Consider the following 17392-nt stretch of genomic DNA (forward strand, 5'->3'; position numbering starts at 1 on the left):
TCCGGCCCGAAGGACATCCCCAAACCGGGGGCGGGCCCGGGTTTCCTCCCCGTACCCTTGTAGTGCACGCGCGGAGGGCGACTGACGTCTCCGCGTCTGCGGCGACTCGGGGAGGGGACTCTTGGGCGAGGCCACCATACGGTTGAACCGGATCGGCCTGGAACGCGGACACCTGTGGCAGACCGTCCTCGTCACCGTCGCCATCGTGCTGCCGATGGCGCTGTGGACCGGGCTGGAGCGCGCCGTCGGCGACACCACCGAGAAGCTCGTGCCGGGGGAGACGATCACCCTCGAGTCGTACCCGGTGTCCGACGCGAAACTCCAGTTCCTGCCCCCCGGCAGCGGCTGGAGCGCCGGGCTGAACCTGTCGCGGCACCGCATCGAGCTCACCCGCGGCAAGGTCAGCGCCATCGTCCAGGTCGACACCGCTGTGACCAACCTTCGACGGCTCCTCGACCGCCGGGTCGACCGCCTCACCACCACGCAGCCGGGCGTCGAGGCCTCCAACGTCCGCGAGTACCGCAACCAGATCAACGGCCTGGAGGGCTACCGCGCCGACCTCTATGGGCGCAACATCGCCGGAACCATCATCGTGGTCGGCGACAACGGCGGGGCCGCCGCCACCGTCATCACGATCGCGCCCGCCGGCCGGCTCGACGACAGCACGGCAGGCGCCGACGACTTCCTCTCGAGTTTCGTGCTGAGCGGCACATGAGCGTCGCCACCGAACGCGTGATCGTCGAGAACCAGGGCGCCTTCATCCGCGTCAGGCGCCCCGCCTACTGGATCTACGTCGCCTGCCTGATCTTCGGGCTCATCGGCCTGGGCCGGGTCCTGTCGCCCGAGTACAGCGACATCGCCGGGGCCCTGTGGGGCTCGATCGCCATCAACGCGGTCCTGGCGGCGGTGTTCCTGTGGATCCTCGCCCGCCTCGACCTGTTCGAGAGCGAGCCGGTCACCGTCAGGGCCGCCGCCATGTGCTGGGGCGGCCTGGCCGCCGTCTCGTTCTCCATGACCGCCAACGACGCCGCCCTGGTCGTCCTCGCCGAGCTCAACGACGCCGAGTGGGCCCGCACGTGGGGCCCGGCGATCGCCGGGCCGCTCAACGAGGAGTGGCTCAAGGCCCTCGGCGTGGTCATGCTCGTCCTCATCGTCCGCGAGCACTTCGACCGGTCCATCGACGGCCTCATCTATGGCGCCCTGGTCGGCCTGGGCTTCCAGGTCGTGGAGAACCTCACCTACGCGATCAACTTCGCCGTCATCAACCCCAACTCCGACTGGGCCGGGTCGATGACGGTCACCTTCACGCGCATCCTGGTCGCCGGGCCCTGGTCCCATCCGCTGTACTCGGGCACGGCCGGGCTCGGCATCGCCTACCTCGTCACGCAGGTGCGGCGGCCGATGCGGGTGCGGGTCCTGGTCGCGGTCGGCCTGTTCCTGCTGGCCATGGCCATGCACGCGCTGTGGAACCTGCCGGGTGTGCCGGGCCTGGACCCGCGGCTGTCCCTCCCGCTGGTCTACGGCAAGGGCCTGATCATCCTGGGCCTGTTCCTGGTGCTCTACCACTTCGCGGCGCGCGCCGAGTGGCGCTGGTTCGTCACCACCATGTCCGACCAGCCCGAGGCGGTCGTCACCACCGAGGATCTGACGACGATGCGGTCGCTGCGCAGCCGCCGCAAGGCCCGCAACCAGGACGCGAAGCGCTGGGGCAAGCCCGCCGGGCACCTGCGGGGCCGTCTGCAGCGCGAACTGATCCGGCTGGCGGCGATCCTGGCCCGCGAGCAGCGCCGCGACGCCGACGCCGACGACGCGCCCGACGTGGCCGCCGTCAAGCGCAACATCGCCGCGATCCGCGCCGAGCTCGCGGAGCTCAACGACCCGGCCGAGGTCGACGAGGCGACCGTCGCGCCCCGCTGAGGCTCATTCGCCGATCGGCGTCTTGGTCGGCGTCGGCGACGCCGAAGGGGTCTTCGTGGGGGTCGGCTGCTCGGTGGGCGTCCCGCTCGGGGACGGCTCACTCGTCGTCGTCGGCGTCTCGCTCGGCTCGGGTTCGGTCTCGGGCGTCTCGGTCGCGGCGGCGTCGCTCTCCTCCGAGGCCGGACCGCCGGGCTTCTCGATCGGCGTCAGCCCCGGCGTGGCCTCCGGCGCCCCGGCCTGCGTGTCCGTCTTGCCCGCCTCGGCACTCGGCGCCCCCTGGCCCGCCGCGGAACCGGTCGCCTCGCTCGGGGCCGGGACGCCGCCCGACGCCTCCGGCGATGCCTCGGCGTCCTGCGCCTGCGTGCCCGCGCCGTGTCCGGACCAGCCGCCGGTGACGTCCGATCCGTCCTGGTCCGCCTCTACGCCGATCAGTTCGGGGACCGGCGTGCGCACCAGCAGCCCGGTGGCCATCACGCCGCCCGCGACCGCGGCCACCGCCAGCACACCGAGCTGACGGAACCGTTTCGAATGGTGCACATCGTAGTTGAATGATCGAATCGCGCCCTTGGTCTCGCGCCCGATGGCGCCGAAGAGTCCCACAGAAGTCCCACCGTTCGTCCATATCTCCTATGGGGATCAACGAGCGGGCATCCGAGAGGTAACCGTGAGTCACCCGTGCGAGGGGCGAGGCCACACGTTCGAATGATCCGGCGTGTCTAGAAGTCGCGTTTGACCGCGCCCACGAGCAGCCCGGCGAAGACCTCCAGCGCGGCCGGGTCGACGTCGCCCCTCGATGACTCCAGCGCCGCCTCGGCCTGCGCCGCGAGCACCTCGATCCGGTGCTCGGTGTCGGCCAGCGCCCCGGTGTCCATCAGGATCGCCCGCAGCCGCTCCACGCCCGCCTCGTCGAGGCCCGGATTCCCCAGCCCCGCGTCCAGCGCCGCGCGCTGCGCCCCGTCGGCCGCGGCCCAGGCCCGCGCCACCAGGAACGTGTGCTTGCCCTCCCGCAGGTCGTCACCGGCGGGCTTGCCGGTCTGCGCCGGGTCGCCGAAGACGCCGAGGACGTCGTCGCGCAGCTGGAACGCCTCGCCCAGCGGCAGGCCGATCCCCGAGTAGTGCGCGCGGACCGCCTCGCCCGCCCCGGCCAGGGACGCGCCGATGAGCAGCGGCCGCTCGATCGTGTACTTCGCGGACTTGTAGCGGGCGACCTTCGCGGCGGTGTCCTCCGAGACGTCGCGGCGCACCTCCGAGAGCACGTCCAGGTACTGCCCGGCGCTGACCTCGGTGCGCATGAGGTCGAAGTCGGCCCTGGCCGCGGCCACCGCCTCGAACGGCATCCCCGCCGAGCACAGCAGCTCGTCCGACCAGACCAGGCACAGGTCGCCCAGCAGGATCGCCGCGGCCTCGCCGAACTCCTCGGGACGCCCCGACCAGCCCTCGCGCTCGTGCATGGCGGTGAACCGGCGGTGGATCGACGGCGCCCCGCGGCGCGTGTCCGAGCCGTCGATGAGGTCGTCGTGCATCAGCGCCGAGGCCTGGAGCAGCTCCAGCGACGACACGCACGCCACCAGCGCCTCGGAGTCGGCCAGGCCCGCGCCGCGCGCCCCCCAGTAGGCGAACACGGGACGGATCCGCTTGCCGCCGCCCAGCACGAAGGCGCTGACGGTCTCGGCGTACACGCCCAGGCTGTCGTCGATGCCGCGGATCACGGCGGCCTGCCGGTCCAGGAACGCGGCCAGGGCGGCGTCGATGCGGTCTTTGAGCTCCACGCCCCGACCCTAGGAGACCCTCGCGCCGTCCCAACTAGTGGGTGGTCCCGCATGCAGGTCAGCACACGTGTTCCCGAGTCGTTACCGTTGGCTCATGACCCTCGGAGTCGCCTCAGTGATGCCGCAGCAGAGCGCCAAGATCGGCGACCTGCTCCGTTCGGGCACCCCGAGGTTCTCCTTCGAGATGTTCCCGCCCCGCTCTACGACGGACGAGGCCACCCTGTGGCGCACCGTCCGCGCCCTGGAGAGCCTCGGCGCCGACTTCGTCTCGGTCACCTACGGCGCGGGCGGCTCGACCAGGGTCAAGACCGTCGAGACGACCGAGCGGATCGTCTCCGACACGACGCTGCTGACGATGGCGCACTGCACCGCCGTCGACCACTCCGTGGCCGAGCTGCGCAACCTCATCGGGCACTTCGCCAACGTCGGGGTGCGCAACATCCTCGCCCTGCGCGGCGACCCCCCGGGCGACCCCAGAGCCGAATGGGTCAAGCACCCCGAGGGGCTGACCCACGCGCGCGAGCTGGTCGAGCTCATCAAGGCCTCCGGCGACTTCAGCGTCGGCGTGGCGGCCTTCCCCGAAGGCCACCCCCGGGACGTCGACTGGGAGACCGGCGTGCGCCACTTCGTCGCGAAATGCCGCGCCGGGGCCGACTTCGCCATCACCCAGATCTTCTTCGGCGCCGAGGACTACCTGCGGCTGCGCGATGCGGCGGCCGCCGCCGGGTGCGACATCCCGATCGTGCCGGGCATCATGCCGGTGACCAACATCAAGCAGATCGAGCGGTTCGCCGTCCTCACCGGCATGGGCTTCCCCGCCGAGCTCGCCGAGCGGCTGCGGGCCGTCGCCGACGACCGCGACGCGATCCGCGACATCGGCGTCGAAGTCGCCACCGAACTGGGCGCGAGGCTCCTTGCCGAAGGCGCGCCCGGCCTGCACTTCACGACTTTGAACCACTCCAGGTCCACCCGCCGGGTCTGGCAGAACCTCAACGGCGCCAAGACCGGTCCGAACCGCTAACGCTCGACGTCCCCAGTGTCGGGTGCGCGACCGAACCGTTGCCGTGGCCATCCGGACACGTAGAGTGCTCTATTATGTCCGATGCTGCGCGAACGGCCGTGATGCCGTCTGCTACAACAAGTCCCATGCGCACGCGCCTGCCCGCCGACTCCCTGCTCGGCCGGGCCATCATCTCGACGCGGCTGCGACCGGGGGCCGCCGTCGGCCTCGGGCTGGTCGCGAGCCTCTTCGTGCCCCTGACCGCCCTCATCGGAGGCTCGGCGATCCTCATCGCCCTGCCGCTCATCGGCCTCACCGCCCTCGCCGACGCCGCGTACACGCTCCTGGCCGCCCGCACGGACGGCCTGTCGCGGCGCGTCATCGTGTTCGAACCCCTCGCCGGACGGCTCACCGAGGCGTTCTGGCTGCTCGCCCTGTGGTTCCTCGGCGCGCCCGGCTGGGCCGTCGCCGTCACCGGCGCGCTGTGCTGGATCTACGTCCAGACCCGCTCGCGCGCCCGCCAGGTCGGCCTGCGGGACCTCGGCATGGTCACGCTGGGGGAGCGGTCGGTGCGGACCGTGACCGTCGCGCTCGGCTTCGCCGTGGCCGGCGTCGTCGCCATCGGTGGCGGCGAGGAGTACACCACGTGGGTCTCCGGGGCCGTGACCGTCGCCGTCACCGCGTGGCTGCTCATGGCCGCCCTCGGGCTGCTCCAGCTGGTCATCGTCGTCTCGGCGGCGCTGCGCAACGAATGACCGGCCGCATGGAATGCGCGGCGCGGCGCGCGCGTTGCACCCGGAATGCGCATTGAAGTATGGGCCGACGTCTTCTCGCCGGAGACCAATTCGGCCAAGGAGCAGCTCCGGGCCGCGCTGGCCGACCGCACCGACGTCGAAGTGGTCTGGCGGCCGCACCCGGTCGACGACACCGACGCCCAGCGGCTCATCCACCTCGCCTACGACGACGGCGGGCCGGACCTCCAGGACGCCGTGGTGTCCGCACTCGTGGCGGCGCGCCACGAGCACGACGCCGACCTCGACGACCTCGAGGTCCTCGGACGCCTGTCCGAGGAGGCGGGCTTCGCCCAGGGCGCCGCGATGCTGCGCACCGACGCCGGCAAGCGCGGCGTGAGGGAGCAGCGACTGCGCGGCGAGGCGATCGGCGTGAACACCGTGCCGACGTTCACGCAGGCCGATCGCGTCCTCGAAGGCGCCGACGCCGACGATCTGGCGGCGTTCCTGGACGCCGACGAGGAGCGGGCGGTGCCCGAGGAGACGCAGCGGCTGCGCCACGCCGAGGAACTGCTGGGACAGCGCGACCCTGTGGGGGCGCTGCGCCTGATCGAGCCGCTCATGCGCGACCACCCCGACCATCCGGACGTGGTGCAGTTGGCGGCGCGGGCCTACTTCAAGTCCGCGCAGCTGAACAAGGCGCTGGTGCTGGCCGAGGCGATGGTCGAGGTCAACCCCGCCGACTTCTACGCCAGGCGGCTGCTGGGCCGGACCCTGGAGCGGCTGGGACGCCGCCACGAGGCCCGCGCGCACCTGCGCCTGGTCGACGAGATCGTGGAGGAGTGACCGCCCGCGTGGCCTAGATGACAGCGAGACGCCGCACGCCGACCGGTGTGCGGCGTTTTTCGTTGGACGGCAAAGCATCAGCTGTCAGATTGAAGACAATCCGTAGTGTTCTGCTGCTTTGGCGTAGTGATGGGGGTTCAAAATGTCGGACCGGTGTGGTTCCATAAACCTCGAACGCAAGTTCGAACAAGGTTATGGAGGCCCTCATGGCAGCTTCTCGACCGGGAGGCACCCGAACCGGTCCCCGTCTCGTGCAGGCGGGGACCGTCAAGAACGCCCGTCTGCGCATCCCCGCCGACCAACTCCCCAACCGCTCGCCGCTGCAACTGCTGGCCACGGCCCGCACCGACCTCGACGACGCCGCCGAGCAGGTGCGCCCGGGCCAGCGCTACGCCGAGGCGCACATGGCCGCGCTGCGCGTGGCGGCCGCGGTGCTCGCCGTCAGGGCGGGCGACGTCGCGGGCCGCAGGCGGCCCGGGCGGCCGTCGAGCACGTGGGAGCTGCTGGCGGGTGCCGCGCCAGAGCTGGAGGAGTGGGCGTCCCACTTCTCCCGCACGGCCCGCAAACGGGTGTTGGCGCAGGCCGGGATCCCCGACATCGTGACGGCCGAGGAGGCCGACGCGATCGTGGCCGACGCCCGCCGCTTCCTCGACGTGGTGATCCGCCTGCTGGGCTTCAGCGCGCTTGCGCGCTGAAGGATGAGCACAGCAGCGCGTTTGCGCGCTGAAGAGTGAGCACAGCAGCGCGTTTGCGCGCTGAAGAGTGAGTTCAGTAGCGCGGTTACGCGCTGAAGCATGAGCTCGGCAGTGCACTGACCTGCCCGCCCCCGTGGCGACGGCAGCGGATACGAACGGGTGTTCCCATTCGGTCCAAAAGCCGGCCTGAGGCCCCCTCAAGGCCACCCTCGCGGCCGACCCTTCCCATTTCGGCCGAAACGGAGCACCAGCGACCCCCGTCACCTGGCCGAACGGCAACATGCACGGATCGGTGTCCGCCTCGATCCGACGCCGAACGCGTTGCCCCGATCGGTCTCGAACACGGGCGCATCGGTGACCGGCGACACTGCCGCTGCCGCTTGGAACGAGCCGCTCGGCACGCCCGCGGAGCTGGTGAAGCGGCGGTTATACGATTGCTGACGGCGCTGGGCATTCGCGAGAATGAACCCGGCCACGGCGAAGCTCGCGAGCCGTGAGCCGATCCAGCCGACAATCGTCTACCCAACACTCCCGAGGAGTATCGAGCCCGTGTATCGGACACACCTCGCCGGCACGCTGAGTGCCGCTGACGTCGACCAGCAAGTCACCCTCGCCGGATGGGTGGCCCGACGCCGCGATCACGGCGGGGTGGAGTTCATCGATCTTCGCGACGCCTCGGGCGTCGTCCAGGTGGTCTTCCGCGACTCCGAGGCCGCCAAGGCCGCCCACGAGCTGCGCAGCGAGTTCTGCATCGAGATCACCGGCGTCGTCTCCCGCCGCCCCGAGGGCAACGAGAACCCCGAGCTCCCCACCGGCGAGATCGAGGTGACCGCCGACTCCCTCACCGTGCTGTCCGAGTCCGCGCCGCTCCCGTTCCAGATCGACGACCACATCGACGTCTCCGAGGACATCCGCCTGCGCCACCGCTACCTCGACCTCCGGCGCACCGGCCCCGCCCAGGCCATCCGCCTGCGCTCCAAGGCCAACCAGATCGCCCGCGACCTCCTCCTCTCCGACGGCTACATCGAGGTCGAGACGCCGACGCTCACCCGCTCCACCCCCGAGGGCGCCCGCGACTTCCTCGTCCCCGTCCGCCTCCAGCCCGGCTCCTGGTACGCCCTGCCGCAGTCCCCGCAGCTGTTCAAGCAGCTGCTCATGGTCGGCGGCTTCGAGAAGTACTTCCAGATCGCCCGCTGCTACCGTGACGAGGACTTCCGCGCCGACCGCCAGCCCGAGTTCACCCAGCTCGACATCGAGGCCTCCTTCGTCACCCAGGAGGACGTCATCGACCTCGGCGAGCGCATCACCGCCGCCCTGTGGGGCGAGCTGGCCGGCTACGAGCTGCCGCGCCCCCTGCCTCGGCTGACCTGGCACGAGGCCATGGACCGCTACGGCTCCGACAAGCCCGACCTGCGCTTCGGCGCCGAACTCGTCGAGCTCACCGACTACCTCCGCGGCACCGCCTTCCGCGTCTTCGCGGGCGCGATCGACGCGGGCGGCTACGTCGGCGCGGTCGTCATGCCCGGCGGCGCCTCGCAGACCCGCAAGGAGCTCGACGGCTGGCAGGACTGGGCCAAGGCGCGCGGCGCCAAGGGCCTCGCCTACATCACCTTCAACCCCGAGACCGGCGAACCGAAGGGCCCGGTCGCCAAGAACCTGTCCGAGGAGCACCTCGCCGGGCTCGCCGACGCCGTCGGCGCGGGGGCCGGGGACGCGGTCTTCTTCGCCGCCGGGGCCGACCGCCGCGAGGCCCAGGAACTGCTCGGCGCCGCCCGTCTCGAGATCGGCCGCCGCGCGGGCCTCATCGACGAGGACGCCTGGGCGTTCTGCTGGGTCACCGACGCGCCCATGTTCGAGCCCACCGACGAGGGCGGCTGGACGGCCATCCACCACCCGTTCACCTCGCCCAACCCCGAATGGGTCGACAAGTTCGAGACCGACCCGGGCAACGCGCTGACCTACGCCTACGACATCGTCTGCAACGGCAACGAGCTCGGCGGCGGGTCGATCCGCATCCACGACCGCAAGGTCCAGAGCCGCGTCTTCGACGTCCTCGGGCTCAGCCACGAGGAGGCCCAGGAGAAGTTCGGGTTCCTGCTCGAAGGCCTCAAGTACGGCGCCCCGCCGCACGGCGGCATCGCCCTCGGCTGGGACCGCGTCTGCGCGATCCTGGCGAAGGCCGACTCGATCCGCGAGGTCATCGCCTTCCCCAAGACCGGCGGCGGCTACGACCCGCTGACCGGGGCCCCGACGCCGATCACGCCCGAGCAACGCGCGGAGGCCGGGATCGACTACGTGCCCGAAACCGACGACGAGACGGTGGACGAGTAGTTCTACGATGCGTATGGAGCGGCTCGAGCGCAGGCTCGGGCCGCGCGTCATTTCCTGCATCGCAGGATGAGCCCGGTTGCCCCTCAACGCTTCCAACCGGTAGGAGTCAGGTGGGCTGTGGCCGCGCCCGAACGCATGACTGATATATGTAACACCCGGCCGACGCAGGAATAAGAGGAGCGGTTCGACGTGCAGAGCGGGACCTTGGTGGCAGGTCGCTATCGATTGGATGAACGACTTGCCGCCGGTGGCATGGGCGAAGTCTGGAAGGGCTTCGACACCAGGCTGGGCCGCAACGTCGCCATCAAGATACTCCACGCTGGACTCTCGAGCAACGACAAATTCCGCGCCCGCTTCCAACTCGAGGCCAGGGCCGTGGCGGCCCTCCAGTCGCCGGGCATCGTCGCGCTCTACGACTACGGCGAGGAGACCGGCGACGAGGGCCTCGTGTCGTACCTGGTCATGGAGCTGGTCGCGGGCCGCTCCCTGGCCGACATCCTGCGGGATCGCGGCACGCTGCCGCCCGACGAGGTCATGAAGATCGTCGCCACCGCCGCCGACGCCCTCGAGACGGCGCACCGCGCCGACATCATCCACCGGGACATCAAGCCCGCGAACCTCTTGGTCGACGAGAGCGGCACGGTCAAGATCGTCGACTTCGGCATCGCCTCGGCCCGCGGCGCCTCGGGCCTGACCGAGACCGGCACGGTCATGGGCACCCTCGCCTACGCCTCGCCCGAGCAGCTCAACGGCGCCGAACTGACCGGCGCGACCGACCTGTACTCGCTGGGCATCGTCGCGTATGAGGCCCTCATGGGCCAGCCGCCGTTCGTCTCCGACACGCCGGTGGCGGTCATGAACGGCCACATGACGCAGGCGCCGCCGCCGCTCTCGCGCGACATCCCGCCGGGGGTCGCGCAGGTCGTGCTGCAGGCCCTCCAGAAGGACCCGAAGGCCAGGTACACCTCGGCCTCGGAGATGGCCCGCTCGGCCCGCGAGGGCAGGGTCGTGACCGGCGGCATCCCGGTATCGCCGCCGTCCACGCCCGCGGATGGCTCGACGCAGCTCATCGGGGCCGACGCCACGCACATGCTCGGCGGTGGGAACACGCCGCGAAGCATCACCGCGGCCCAGCCGACCGGTGCGATCGGCCCGGACGGCGGAGACACGGGCAACCGAGCGGTGCCGTGGCTCATCACCGGCGGCGTCACGCTGGTGGTCATCCTCATCCTGGTGCTGATCTTCGGGCCGTGGGGAAAGGATGACCCCGGCGGGGAGATCACCGATACCGAGACGACGAGTACGCCCGCGGAGACCGACAGCCCCTCGCCCACCGAAGACGAGACCACTGAGGCCGAAGAGACGAAGAACTGGGACGACGACAGCGACTGGGAGCCCACGACCGACGAGCCGATGACCGATGACGAGTCAACGCCTGCTGAGGACGAGTCGACACCGGCGGACGAGGAGTCGACGCCAGCTGGTGACGAGTCAACGAACCCAGATGACGAGTCGACACCCCCTGGCGGCGAGACAACACCCCCTGATGACGAGACGACACCGGCGGACGGGGGTACGACCCCGGCGGGCGGCGGCGAGGGGTGATGGCCGCGGCGCAGGGTTCGCCTAGCTAACCTTCCTGCTCATCGAGGGCCGGGAACCGCATCAGCACATCGCCGCCCGAGCCGTTCGACGTGGCGACCCACAGCCAGCCGTCCGGTGAGACCTCGACGGTCCGGATCCGGCCGATCTCGTCGACCAGCACCGCCTCAGGCTCGCCGCCCAGCTCGCCGCCGAGCACCGGCACCGTCCACAGCCGCTCGCCGCGGAGCGCGGCGATGTACGCGACGTCGTCGACGATCTCGACGCCCGAAGGCGAGGCCTCCGCGGTGGTCCAGGTGGTCAGCGGGTCGACGTACTCGGGCTCCCCGCCCGTGCCCTCGACGACCGGCCAGCCGTAGTTCGCGCCCGCCTCGATGTGGTTGAACTCGTCCCAGGTGTTCTGGCCGAACTCGCTGGCGTACATCTCGCCTTCCGAGTCCCACGCCATCCCCTGGACGTTCCGGTGCCCCAGCGAATAGACCAGCGACCCTTCGAACGGGTTGTCCTCGGGGACCGACCCGTCCGGGTCGGCGCGGAGGATCTTCCCTCCCAAACTGTCGAGGTCCTGCGAGTTGGCGCTGTCACCAGCGTCCCCTGTGGAGACGTACAGCTTCCCGTCAGGGCCGAAGGCGAGCCTGCCGCCGTTGTGGTTGAGCGCCGAGGGGATGCCGGTGATGATCGGCTCGGGGTCGAAGTTCTCGATGGTGAAGCGCACCACTCGGTTGTCCTCGTCGGTCGAGTGGTAGGCGTAGATGTAGCCGTCCTCTTCGTACGTCGGGGAGACGGCCAGGCCGAGCAGTCCGCGCTCGTCGAATTCGCCCTCCTTCGGCGGGACGCTGATGCCGCCGACGACCTCGGGGGCCCCGAATCCCTTGTAGAGCATGACGGCGCCGCTGTTGCGGTCGGAGACCAGGGCCTGGCCGCTGGGCAGGAACGCGAGTCCCCACGGGATGGAGAGCCCCTGGGCGATCGTCTGCCCGTCGCCGAAGTCGAACCCGACTTCCTGCGCCGGCTCGACCTGGCTCGGGTCGTCTTGGGCCACTGCGGTTCCGATGCCCAGGATCATGGCTGCGAGCGTCGCGCCCACGACCGTCAGCTTCCGTCGCATGGCTGCTCCTTGTCTGTTCTCGGTCTGAAATGGAATCGCTCCCACGAAGCAAGGCCATTTAAATCGATGGATATCTATGCGATTGCCATAGTAGGCATGGTTTGCCCGCCATGTCCACTTATGAACGGTGCGTTGTCAAATGCTCACCCAATCGACGTGTTTATTTATGTCGATGCATGAGCTATGCTGTCCGAAACCATCCCCTGGTTACCGATCACTCAGGCCTCCACCTGCGCGATCGGCCCGAAGAAGTTAGGTGAGACAGTGACGTCCAAACGCCTTCTGGGAACCGTCCTGGCCGCAGCGGCCGTGGCGCTCCCCGCCTCAGCGGCCGTCGCCGCGACGGCCGACGCTCCCCTCCTCTGGTACCAATTCGACGAGACCGACGGCACCGTCGTCCACGACTCCTCCGGCAACGGCCACGACGGCACCGCTGTCGGCGGCGTCTGGGGCGACGGCCTCGAACTCGATGGCGTCGACGACCACGTCGACATGCCCGACGACCTCATGGCCGGCCTCGACGCCATCACCGTCACCGCCGAAGTCTGGATCGACCCCGACCAGGCCGGCCCCTACTTCGTCTACGGCCTCGGCAACACCAGCGGCTCCTGGGGCGACGGCTACCTGTTCACCACCGGGAACCAGTACCGCACCTCGCTGAGCACCTGCCACTGGACCTGCGAGCAGAACACCGCCGCCGGCTTCGACCTCGCCCGCGGCACCTGGAACCACCTGGCCTTCACCCTCGCGGGCGGCACCGGCGTCCTCTACCTCAACGGCCAGGAGGTCGCCCGCAACGAGGACGTCACCATCGCCCCCGGCGAGATCGGCGGCGGCGCCACCGCCGCCAACTACCTCGGCCGGTCCCTGTACCCCGGCGACCGCCACCTCCACGGCAATTTCGCCGACTTCCGCATCTACGACGGCGCCCTCAGCGCGGCCGAGATCGGCGACATGGCCGCCCACATCAGCGCCGACAAGGCCGCCGCCGACGCCGCCGCGATCGACCTCGGCGACACGAGCGCCGTCACCGACGACCTCGCGCTGCCCGAGCAGGGCGCGAACGGCTCGGCGATCGCCTGGAGCTCCAGCGACCCGGCCGTCATCGACCAGGTCGGCGCCGTCACCCGCCCCGCCGCCGACGAGGCCGACGAGGCCGTCACGCTCACCGCGACCGTCACCCTCGGCAGCGCGCGGCTGCAACGCGCCTTCACCGCGACCGTCCTCGCCGAGTACGACGACGCCGAGGCGGTGGCCCTCGACGCCGCCGCGCTCGCGATCCCCAACCTCGACGACGTCCGCTCGGCGATCCACCTGCCCACCGAGGGCGCCAACGGCACCACCATCACCTGGAAGTCCAGCAAGGACGCCGTCATCGCCACCGACGGCCTGGTCAACCGCGACGAGCCTGGCGGCAAGACCCACAAGGTCAAGCTCAAGGCCACCGTCGAGCGCGGTGGCGAGAAGGAGAAGCGCACCTTCACCGCCCTCGTCCCGCCCCTGCCCGAGCAGGCCGAGTACACCGGCTACGTCTTCACCTACTTCACCGGCGAGGGCACCGCGAACGGCGAGCAGGTCTACGCGGCCCTCAGCGACGGCAACGACCCGCTCGCGTGGAACGAGCTCAACGGCGCCCAGCCGATCCTCACCTCCGACCAGGGCGAGGGCGGCGTGCGCGACCCGTTCGTCATCCGCTCGCCCGAAGGCGACCGGTTCTACCTCATCGCCACCGACCTGAAGATCCACGGCAACGGCGACTGGGACGGCGCACAGCGCCACGGCAGCCGCTCGATCATGGTCTGGGAGTCGACCGACCTGATCGACTGGGGCGAAGGGCGCCTCGTCGAGGTCTCGCCCGAGGCGGCGGGCAACACCTGGGCGCCCGAGGCGTACTGGGACGACGAGCTCGACGCCTACGTCGTCTTCTGGGCCTCCAAGCTCTACGAGACCGAGGACCACACCGACGACACGTACAACCGGATGATGTACGCGACCACCCGCGACTTCGTGCACTTCTCCGAACCGCAGGTGTGGGTCGACGCCGGCTACTCGACGATCGACTCCACGGTCATCGAGCACGACGGCGTGTACTACCGCTTCACCAAGGACGAGCGCTCGAACACCTCCGGCTCGCCGTGCGGCAAGTTCATCATGGGCCAGACCTCGACGTCGCTGACCGACACCGACTGGGACTTCCTGACCGAGTGCATCGGCGCGGGCGCGATCAGCCGCGGCGAGGGCCCGCTGGTGTTCAAGTCCAACACCGAGGACAAGTGGTACATGTTCATCGACGAGTTCGGCGGACGCGGCTACGTCCCGTTCGAGACCACCGACCTCTCCAGCGGCGAGTGGACCGTAGCGGAGGCGTACGACCTGCCCGCGAGCCCGCGCCACGGCACGGTGCTCCCGGTGACCGCCGATGAGTACGAGCGGCTCCAAGCGGCCTGGTAGCAGGCGGCCGCGGCCCCGGCGGCGACGCCCGCCGGGGCCGCGGCCGGAGCGGTGAATCGGTTCTGCGTTCGAATGCGCGGAATGCGCACATGTAGGCTGGGAAAACGGAAACCCGACCCTCGACGAACGGGAGGACGCTGATGTCTACCACCACCCGCCGCCTCATCGGCGCCGCCGCAGTTCCCGCGCTGGCCTTCGGGCTCGCCGCGTGCACCTCCGACGACTCCGGCTCCGACGGCGACGACGCCGCGGCGCAGCGCGGCGCCCACGAGATGGTCCTCGCCGCGTACGAGGACCTCGACGGCAGCTCCTACACCATGGAGTCGACGGTGACGGTCAACGACCTCGACCTCATGAACATGAGCACCGTCGTCGACGGCGAATCCACGCACTCCACTCAGGACATCTCCATGAGCGCCATCATCGACGCCATGGGCGAGGACTACTCCGAAGACCCGGAGATGGCCGAGATGATGGAGTCCATGTTCGCCGACATGCACACCGAGGCGATCCTGGTCGACAAGGTGATCTACATGCAGTTCGCCGGCGGCATGTTCGACGCGATGTCCGAGGACTTCGGCGAGGACGCCTGGTTCACCCTCGACCTCGCCGAGGACAGCCACCTGGGCGACATCTACCGGCAGTTCGGCAGCTTCGACCTCGCCGAGCAGACCGAGCTCATGCTCACCGACCTCGCCGACGTCGAGGAGACCGGCGACGGCGTCTACACCGGCACCCTGAGCCCCGACTCGGAGGCCATGCAGTCCCTGCTCGGCGCCACCGGCGGCATGGCCAACGGCGTCGAGATCCCCGAGGACATCGAGGTCACCATCACCCTCGACGACGACGACCTGCTCAAGACCATCGAGATGACGCTCCCCGAGACCGAGGGCATGGTCATCGACATGGTCTCCGAGGTCACCGAGATCGGCGGCGACTACGCGATCGCCGCCCCCGAGAGCGACAACCTGCACTCCTTCGAGGAATTCGCGGGCGCGATGCAGTAGTGACGGGGTCCGGTCGCGGCGCCAGTGCCGCGACCGGACGACCGGTCTACTTCGCGGCCTCCTCTTCCAGATCCTCCGAGTCCTCCGACGGCGCCGGTCCGGCCGGCCCCTCCCGGTCCTTCCAGGCCGCGAGCAGCGCCCGGGCGGCCTCGACGATCATCCAGACCGCCAGCACGAAGATGACGGCGTCCAGCGGCGCCAGCACCCACTCGTCGGCCTCGACGAAGTTCCGCAGGTTGACGATGAGCGCCCACGTCGTCATCCCCACCAGGAACACCAGCGGGACGAGCAGCGCCAGCGGGTTGGCCCGCCGCTTGGTCACCCACACCGCGATCACCGCCAGCGCCAGGCCCGCCAGCAGCTGGTTGGTGGTGCCGAACAGCTGCCACAGCACCCCGAACGCGTAACCGGCGTCGTCGCCGCCCGGCAGGAGCGCCAGGACGAGCGGGATCGCCACGGCGATGGCCGTGGCCAGCGTCAGGTGGTTCGCGATCCTGCGCCATCCGGCCAGCTCGGCGATCTCCTGCACCACGTAGCGCTGCAACCGGATGCCGGTGTCCATCGTGGTGGCCGCGAACGAGATCACGACGACGGCCGCGAAGATCACCGCGTAGTCCATCGGGATGCCGATGTTGCTGGCGAATGAGGCCACGCCGTTGACGAAGTTGCCCACGGCGCCGCCGGAGGCGGTGGCGAAGTCGGTGTAGAGCCCGTCCCACTCGGCCTGGGTGGCGGCCACGCCCGCGGACACCGCGAGCACCGAGCACAGCGCGAGGACGCCCTCGCCGATCGCGCCGCCGTAGCCGACGTAGCGGGCGTCGGTCTCCTTGTCGAGCTGCTTGGCCGTGGTGCCCGAGGACACCAGGCAGTGGAAGCCCGAGATCGCGCCGCACGCGACCGTGATGAACAGGAACGGCAGGATGCTCGGGCTGTCCTCGGGGACGGTGTTGATCGCGGGGGCGACGATCGCGTCCCAGCCGACGCCGACGCCGAGCAGCACGACCGCCAGCGCCACGTACAGCTGGTGGGAGTTGATGTAGTCCCTTGGCTGCAGGAGCACCCACACCGGGATGCGCGCGGCGACGAAGGTGTAGACGAACAGGATCACGATCCACACGTTGCGCGGGTTGTCGACGCCGATCGCGTCGGCGAAGCCGGTGATGTCGACCGGGACCTCCATGCCGACCCAGATGAGCAGGTACAGCAGGGCGACGCCGAGCAGGCTGGGCACCAGCGCGGCGCCCCGCTTCTTGTAGACGTAATAGCCGATGGCGATCGCGATGGGGATCTCCGCGAAGATCGGGATGACCGCCCCCGGGTTGGACACCAGGAGGTTGCCGATCACCACCGCGAACACGGCGTTGACCAGGGTGAGCAGGAAGAAGATGATGACCAGGAACAGCGTCCCGGCCCTGGTCCCGATCACGTCCTTGGTGAGGGTGCCGATGCCTCTGGCGCGGTGGCGCACCGACAGCGCCAGCGCGCCCATGTCGTGGACGCCGGCGGCCACGATGGTGCCGATGACGATCCACGTGAGGGCGGGCAGCCAGCCCCAGAAGACGGCGATGGCGGGGCCGACGATGGGCGCGGCGCCCGCCACCGAGGTGAAGTGGTGCCCGAAGAGCACGTGCTTGTTGGTGGGGACGAAGTCGACGCCGTCTTCGAACCGGTGGGCGGGCGTGACATAGGCCGGGTCGAGGCGGTAGACCTTCGATGAGAGGTAGCGGGAGTAGTAGATGAAGCCGCAGGCGAACAACGCGAGGACCGTGATCGCCAGTACGAATGCAGGCATGGGCTGGCCTCCTATGGGAAATGTGACGTACGCAACTCAACGGCATTTCCACCGTAAAGCCCGCGAAACAGGCGTGTCAATGCCTCAATGCCTCAATGCCTCAATGCCGCAAAGACCCTCGACGACGCGTTTGGAGCGCTCCC

At 70.0% G+C, this 17392-nt stretch carries 14 protein-coding genes; 10 read left to right on the plus strand and 4 right to left on the minus strand.

Annotated features, from left to right (window positions below; translation table 11 throughout):
* The first annotated feature begins 121 nt into the window (after nt 1–121).
* Both H613_RS0105310 and H613_RS24510 read left to right on the plus strand, forming a co-directional pair.
* The gene (locus H613_RS0105310) at nt 122–715 is read left to right on the plus strand and encodes a hypothetical protein (protein WP_026923003.1); all 594 of its coding nucleotides are present in this window, start codon (nt 122–124) and stop codon (nt 713–715) included.
* Complete coding sequence (locus H613_RS24510) at nt 712–1917, plus strand: PrsW family intramembrane metalloprotease (protein ID WP_035736282.1); 1206 nt, start codon at nt 712–714, stop codon at nt 1915–1917. Before H613_RS0105310 ends, H613_RS24510 begins: the two co-directional genes overlap by 4 nt.
* Nucleotides 1918–1920: 3 nt before the next feature.
* Here H613_RS24510 and H613_RS0105320 read toward each other — a convergent pair whose 3' ends face one another.
* Nucleotides 1921–2517, minus strand: coding sequence for a hypothetical protein (locus H613_RS0105320; RefSeq protein WP_026923004.1), 597 nt, complete (start codon nt 2515–2517; stop codon nt 1921–1923).
* A 116-nt stretch (nt 2518–2633) separates the two neighbouring features.
* Complete coding sequence (locus tag H613_RS0105325; RefSeq protein WP_026923005.1) at nt 2634–3686, minus strand: polyprenyl synthetase family protein; 1053 nt, start codon at nt 3684–3686, stop codon at nt 2634–2636.
* Nucleotides 3687–3780: 94 nt separating this feature from the next.
* On the opposite strand from H613_RS0105325, the gene metF reads away from it, so the two are divergent.
* From metF to H613_RS24520, 6 genes are all read left to right on the plus strand, one after another.
* A complete protein-coding gene (gene metF, locus H613_RS0105330; RefSeq protein WP_026923006.1) occupies nt 3781–4707 on the plus strand; it encodes a methylenetetrahydrofolate reductase [NAD(P)H] in 927 nt (308 codons plus the stop codon).
* 125 nt (nt 4708–4832) lie between these two features.
* Nucleotides 4833–5441 carry a hypothetical protein gene (locus tag H613_RS0105335; RefSeq protein WP_026923007.1) on the plus strand — a complete coding sequence of 203 codons (609 nt, stop codon included), beginning with the start codon at nt 4833–4835 and terminating at the stop codon, nt 5439–5441.
* A gap of 45 nt (nt 5442–5486) precedes the next feature.
* Entirely contained in the window at nt 5487–6263 is a 777-nt protein-coding gene (locus tag H613_RS24515; RefSeq protein WP_051392975.1) for a DsbA family protein, read from the plus strand.
* A 206-nt stretch (nt 6264–6469) separates the two neighbouring features.
* Nucleotides 6470–6958, plus strand: coding sequence for an SAV_6107 family HEPN domain-containing protein (locus H613_RS0105345; protein WP_169731953.1), 489 nt, complete (start codon nt 6470–6472; stop codon nt 6956–6958).
* A gap of 549 nt (nt 6959–7507) precedes the next feature.
* Complete coding sequence (gene aspS, locus H613_RS0105350; protein WP_026923009.1) at nt 7508–9289, plus strand: aspartate--tRNA ligase; 1782 nt, start codon at nt 7508–7510, stop codon at nt 9287–9289.
* A 225-nt stretch (nt 9290–9514) separates the two neighbouring features.
* The gene (locus H613_RS24520) at nt 9515–10894 is read left to right on the plus strand and encodes a serine/threonine-protein kinase (protein WP_156925837.1); all 1380 of its coding nucleotides are present in this window, start codon (nt 9515–9517) and stop codon (nt 10892–10894) included.
* A 25-nt stretch (nt 10895–10919) separates the two neighbouring features.
* Here the strand turns inward: H613_RS24520 and H613_RS24525 are convergent, their stop codons facing one another.
* Nucleotides 10920–11999: a PQQ-dependent sugar dehydrogenase gene (locus tag H613_RS24525; protein ID WP_051392977.1), complete on the minus strand. Its 1080-nt coding sequence runs from the start codon at nt 11997–11999 to the stop codon at nt 10920–10922.
* A 264-nt stretch (nt 12000–12263) separates the two neighbouring features.
* Between H613_RS24525 and H613_RS0105365 the strand changes: the two genes are divergently transcribed.
* Nucleotides 12264–14450 carry an immunoglobulin-like domain-containing protein gene (locus H613_RS0105365; RefSeq protein ID WP_026923010.1) on the plus strand — a complete coding sequence of 729 codons (2187 nt, stop codon included), beginning with the start codon at nt 12264–12266 and terminating at the stop codon, nt 14448–14450.
* 140 nt (nt 14451–14590) lie between these two features.
* A complete protein-coding gene (locus tag H613_RS0105370; RefSeq protein WP_026923011.1) occupies nt 14591–15457 on the plus strand; it encodes a hypothetical protein in 867 nt (288 codons plus the stop codon).
* Between the two features lie 46 nt (nt 15458–15503).
* Here H613_RS0105370 and H613_RS24530 read toward each other — a convergent pair whose 3' ends face one another.
* Nucleotides 15504–17249: a carbon starvation CstA family protein gene (locus H613_RS24530; protein ID WP_035736287.1), complete on the minus strand. Its 1746-nt coding sequence runs from the start codon at nt 17247–17249 to the stop codon at nt 15504–15506.
* Between the last annotated feature and the right edge of the window lie 143 nt (nt 17250–17392).

It is taken from the genome of Glycomyces arizonensis DSM 44726 (genome assembly GCF_000482705.1).
Classification (GTDB): Bacteria; Actinomycetota; Actinomycetes; order Mycobacteriales; family Micromonosporaceae; genus Glycomyces; species Glycomyces arizonensis.

Excerpts from the sequence above, each read along its gene's own strand:
- H613_RS0105335 (WP_026923007.1), top strand. The coding sequence starts at position 4,833 with ATGCGCACGCGCCTGCCCGCCGACTCCCTGCTCGGCCGGGCCATCATC.
- metF (WP_026923006.1), top strand. The coding sequence starts at position 3,781 with ATGACCCTCGGAGTCGCCTCAGTGATGCCGCAGCAGAGCGCCAAGATC.
- H613_RS0105345 (WP_169731953.1), top strand. The coding sequence starts at position 6,470 with ATGGCAGCTTCTCGACCGGGAGGCACCCGAACCGGTCCCCGTCTCGTG.
- H613_RS24515 (WP_051392975.1), top strand. The coding sequence starts at position 5,487 with ATGCGCATTGAAGTATGGGCCGACGTCTTCTCGCCGGAGACCAATTCG.
- H613_RS24510 (WP_035736282.1), top strand. The coding sequence starts at position 712 with ATGAGCGTCGCCACCGAACGCGTGATCGTCGAGAACCAGGGCGCCTTC.
- H613_RS24530 (WP_035736287.1), bottom strand. The coding sequence starts at position 17,249 with ATGCCTGCATTCGTACTGGCGATCACGGTCCTCGCGTTGTTCGCCTGC.
- H613_RS0105370 (WP_026923011.1), top strand. The coding sequence starts at position 14,591 with ATGTCTACCACCACCCGCCGCCTCATCGGCGCCGCCGCAGTTCCCGCG.
- H613_RS24525 (WP_051392977.1), bottom strand. The coding sequence starts at position 11,999 with ATGCGACGGAAGCTGACGGTCGTGGGCGCGACGCTCGCAGCCATGATC.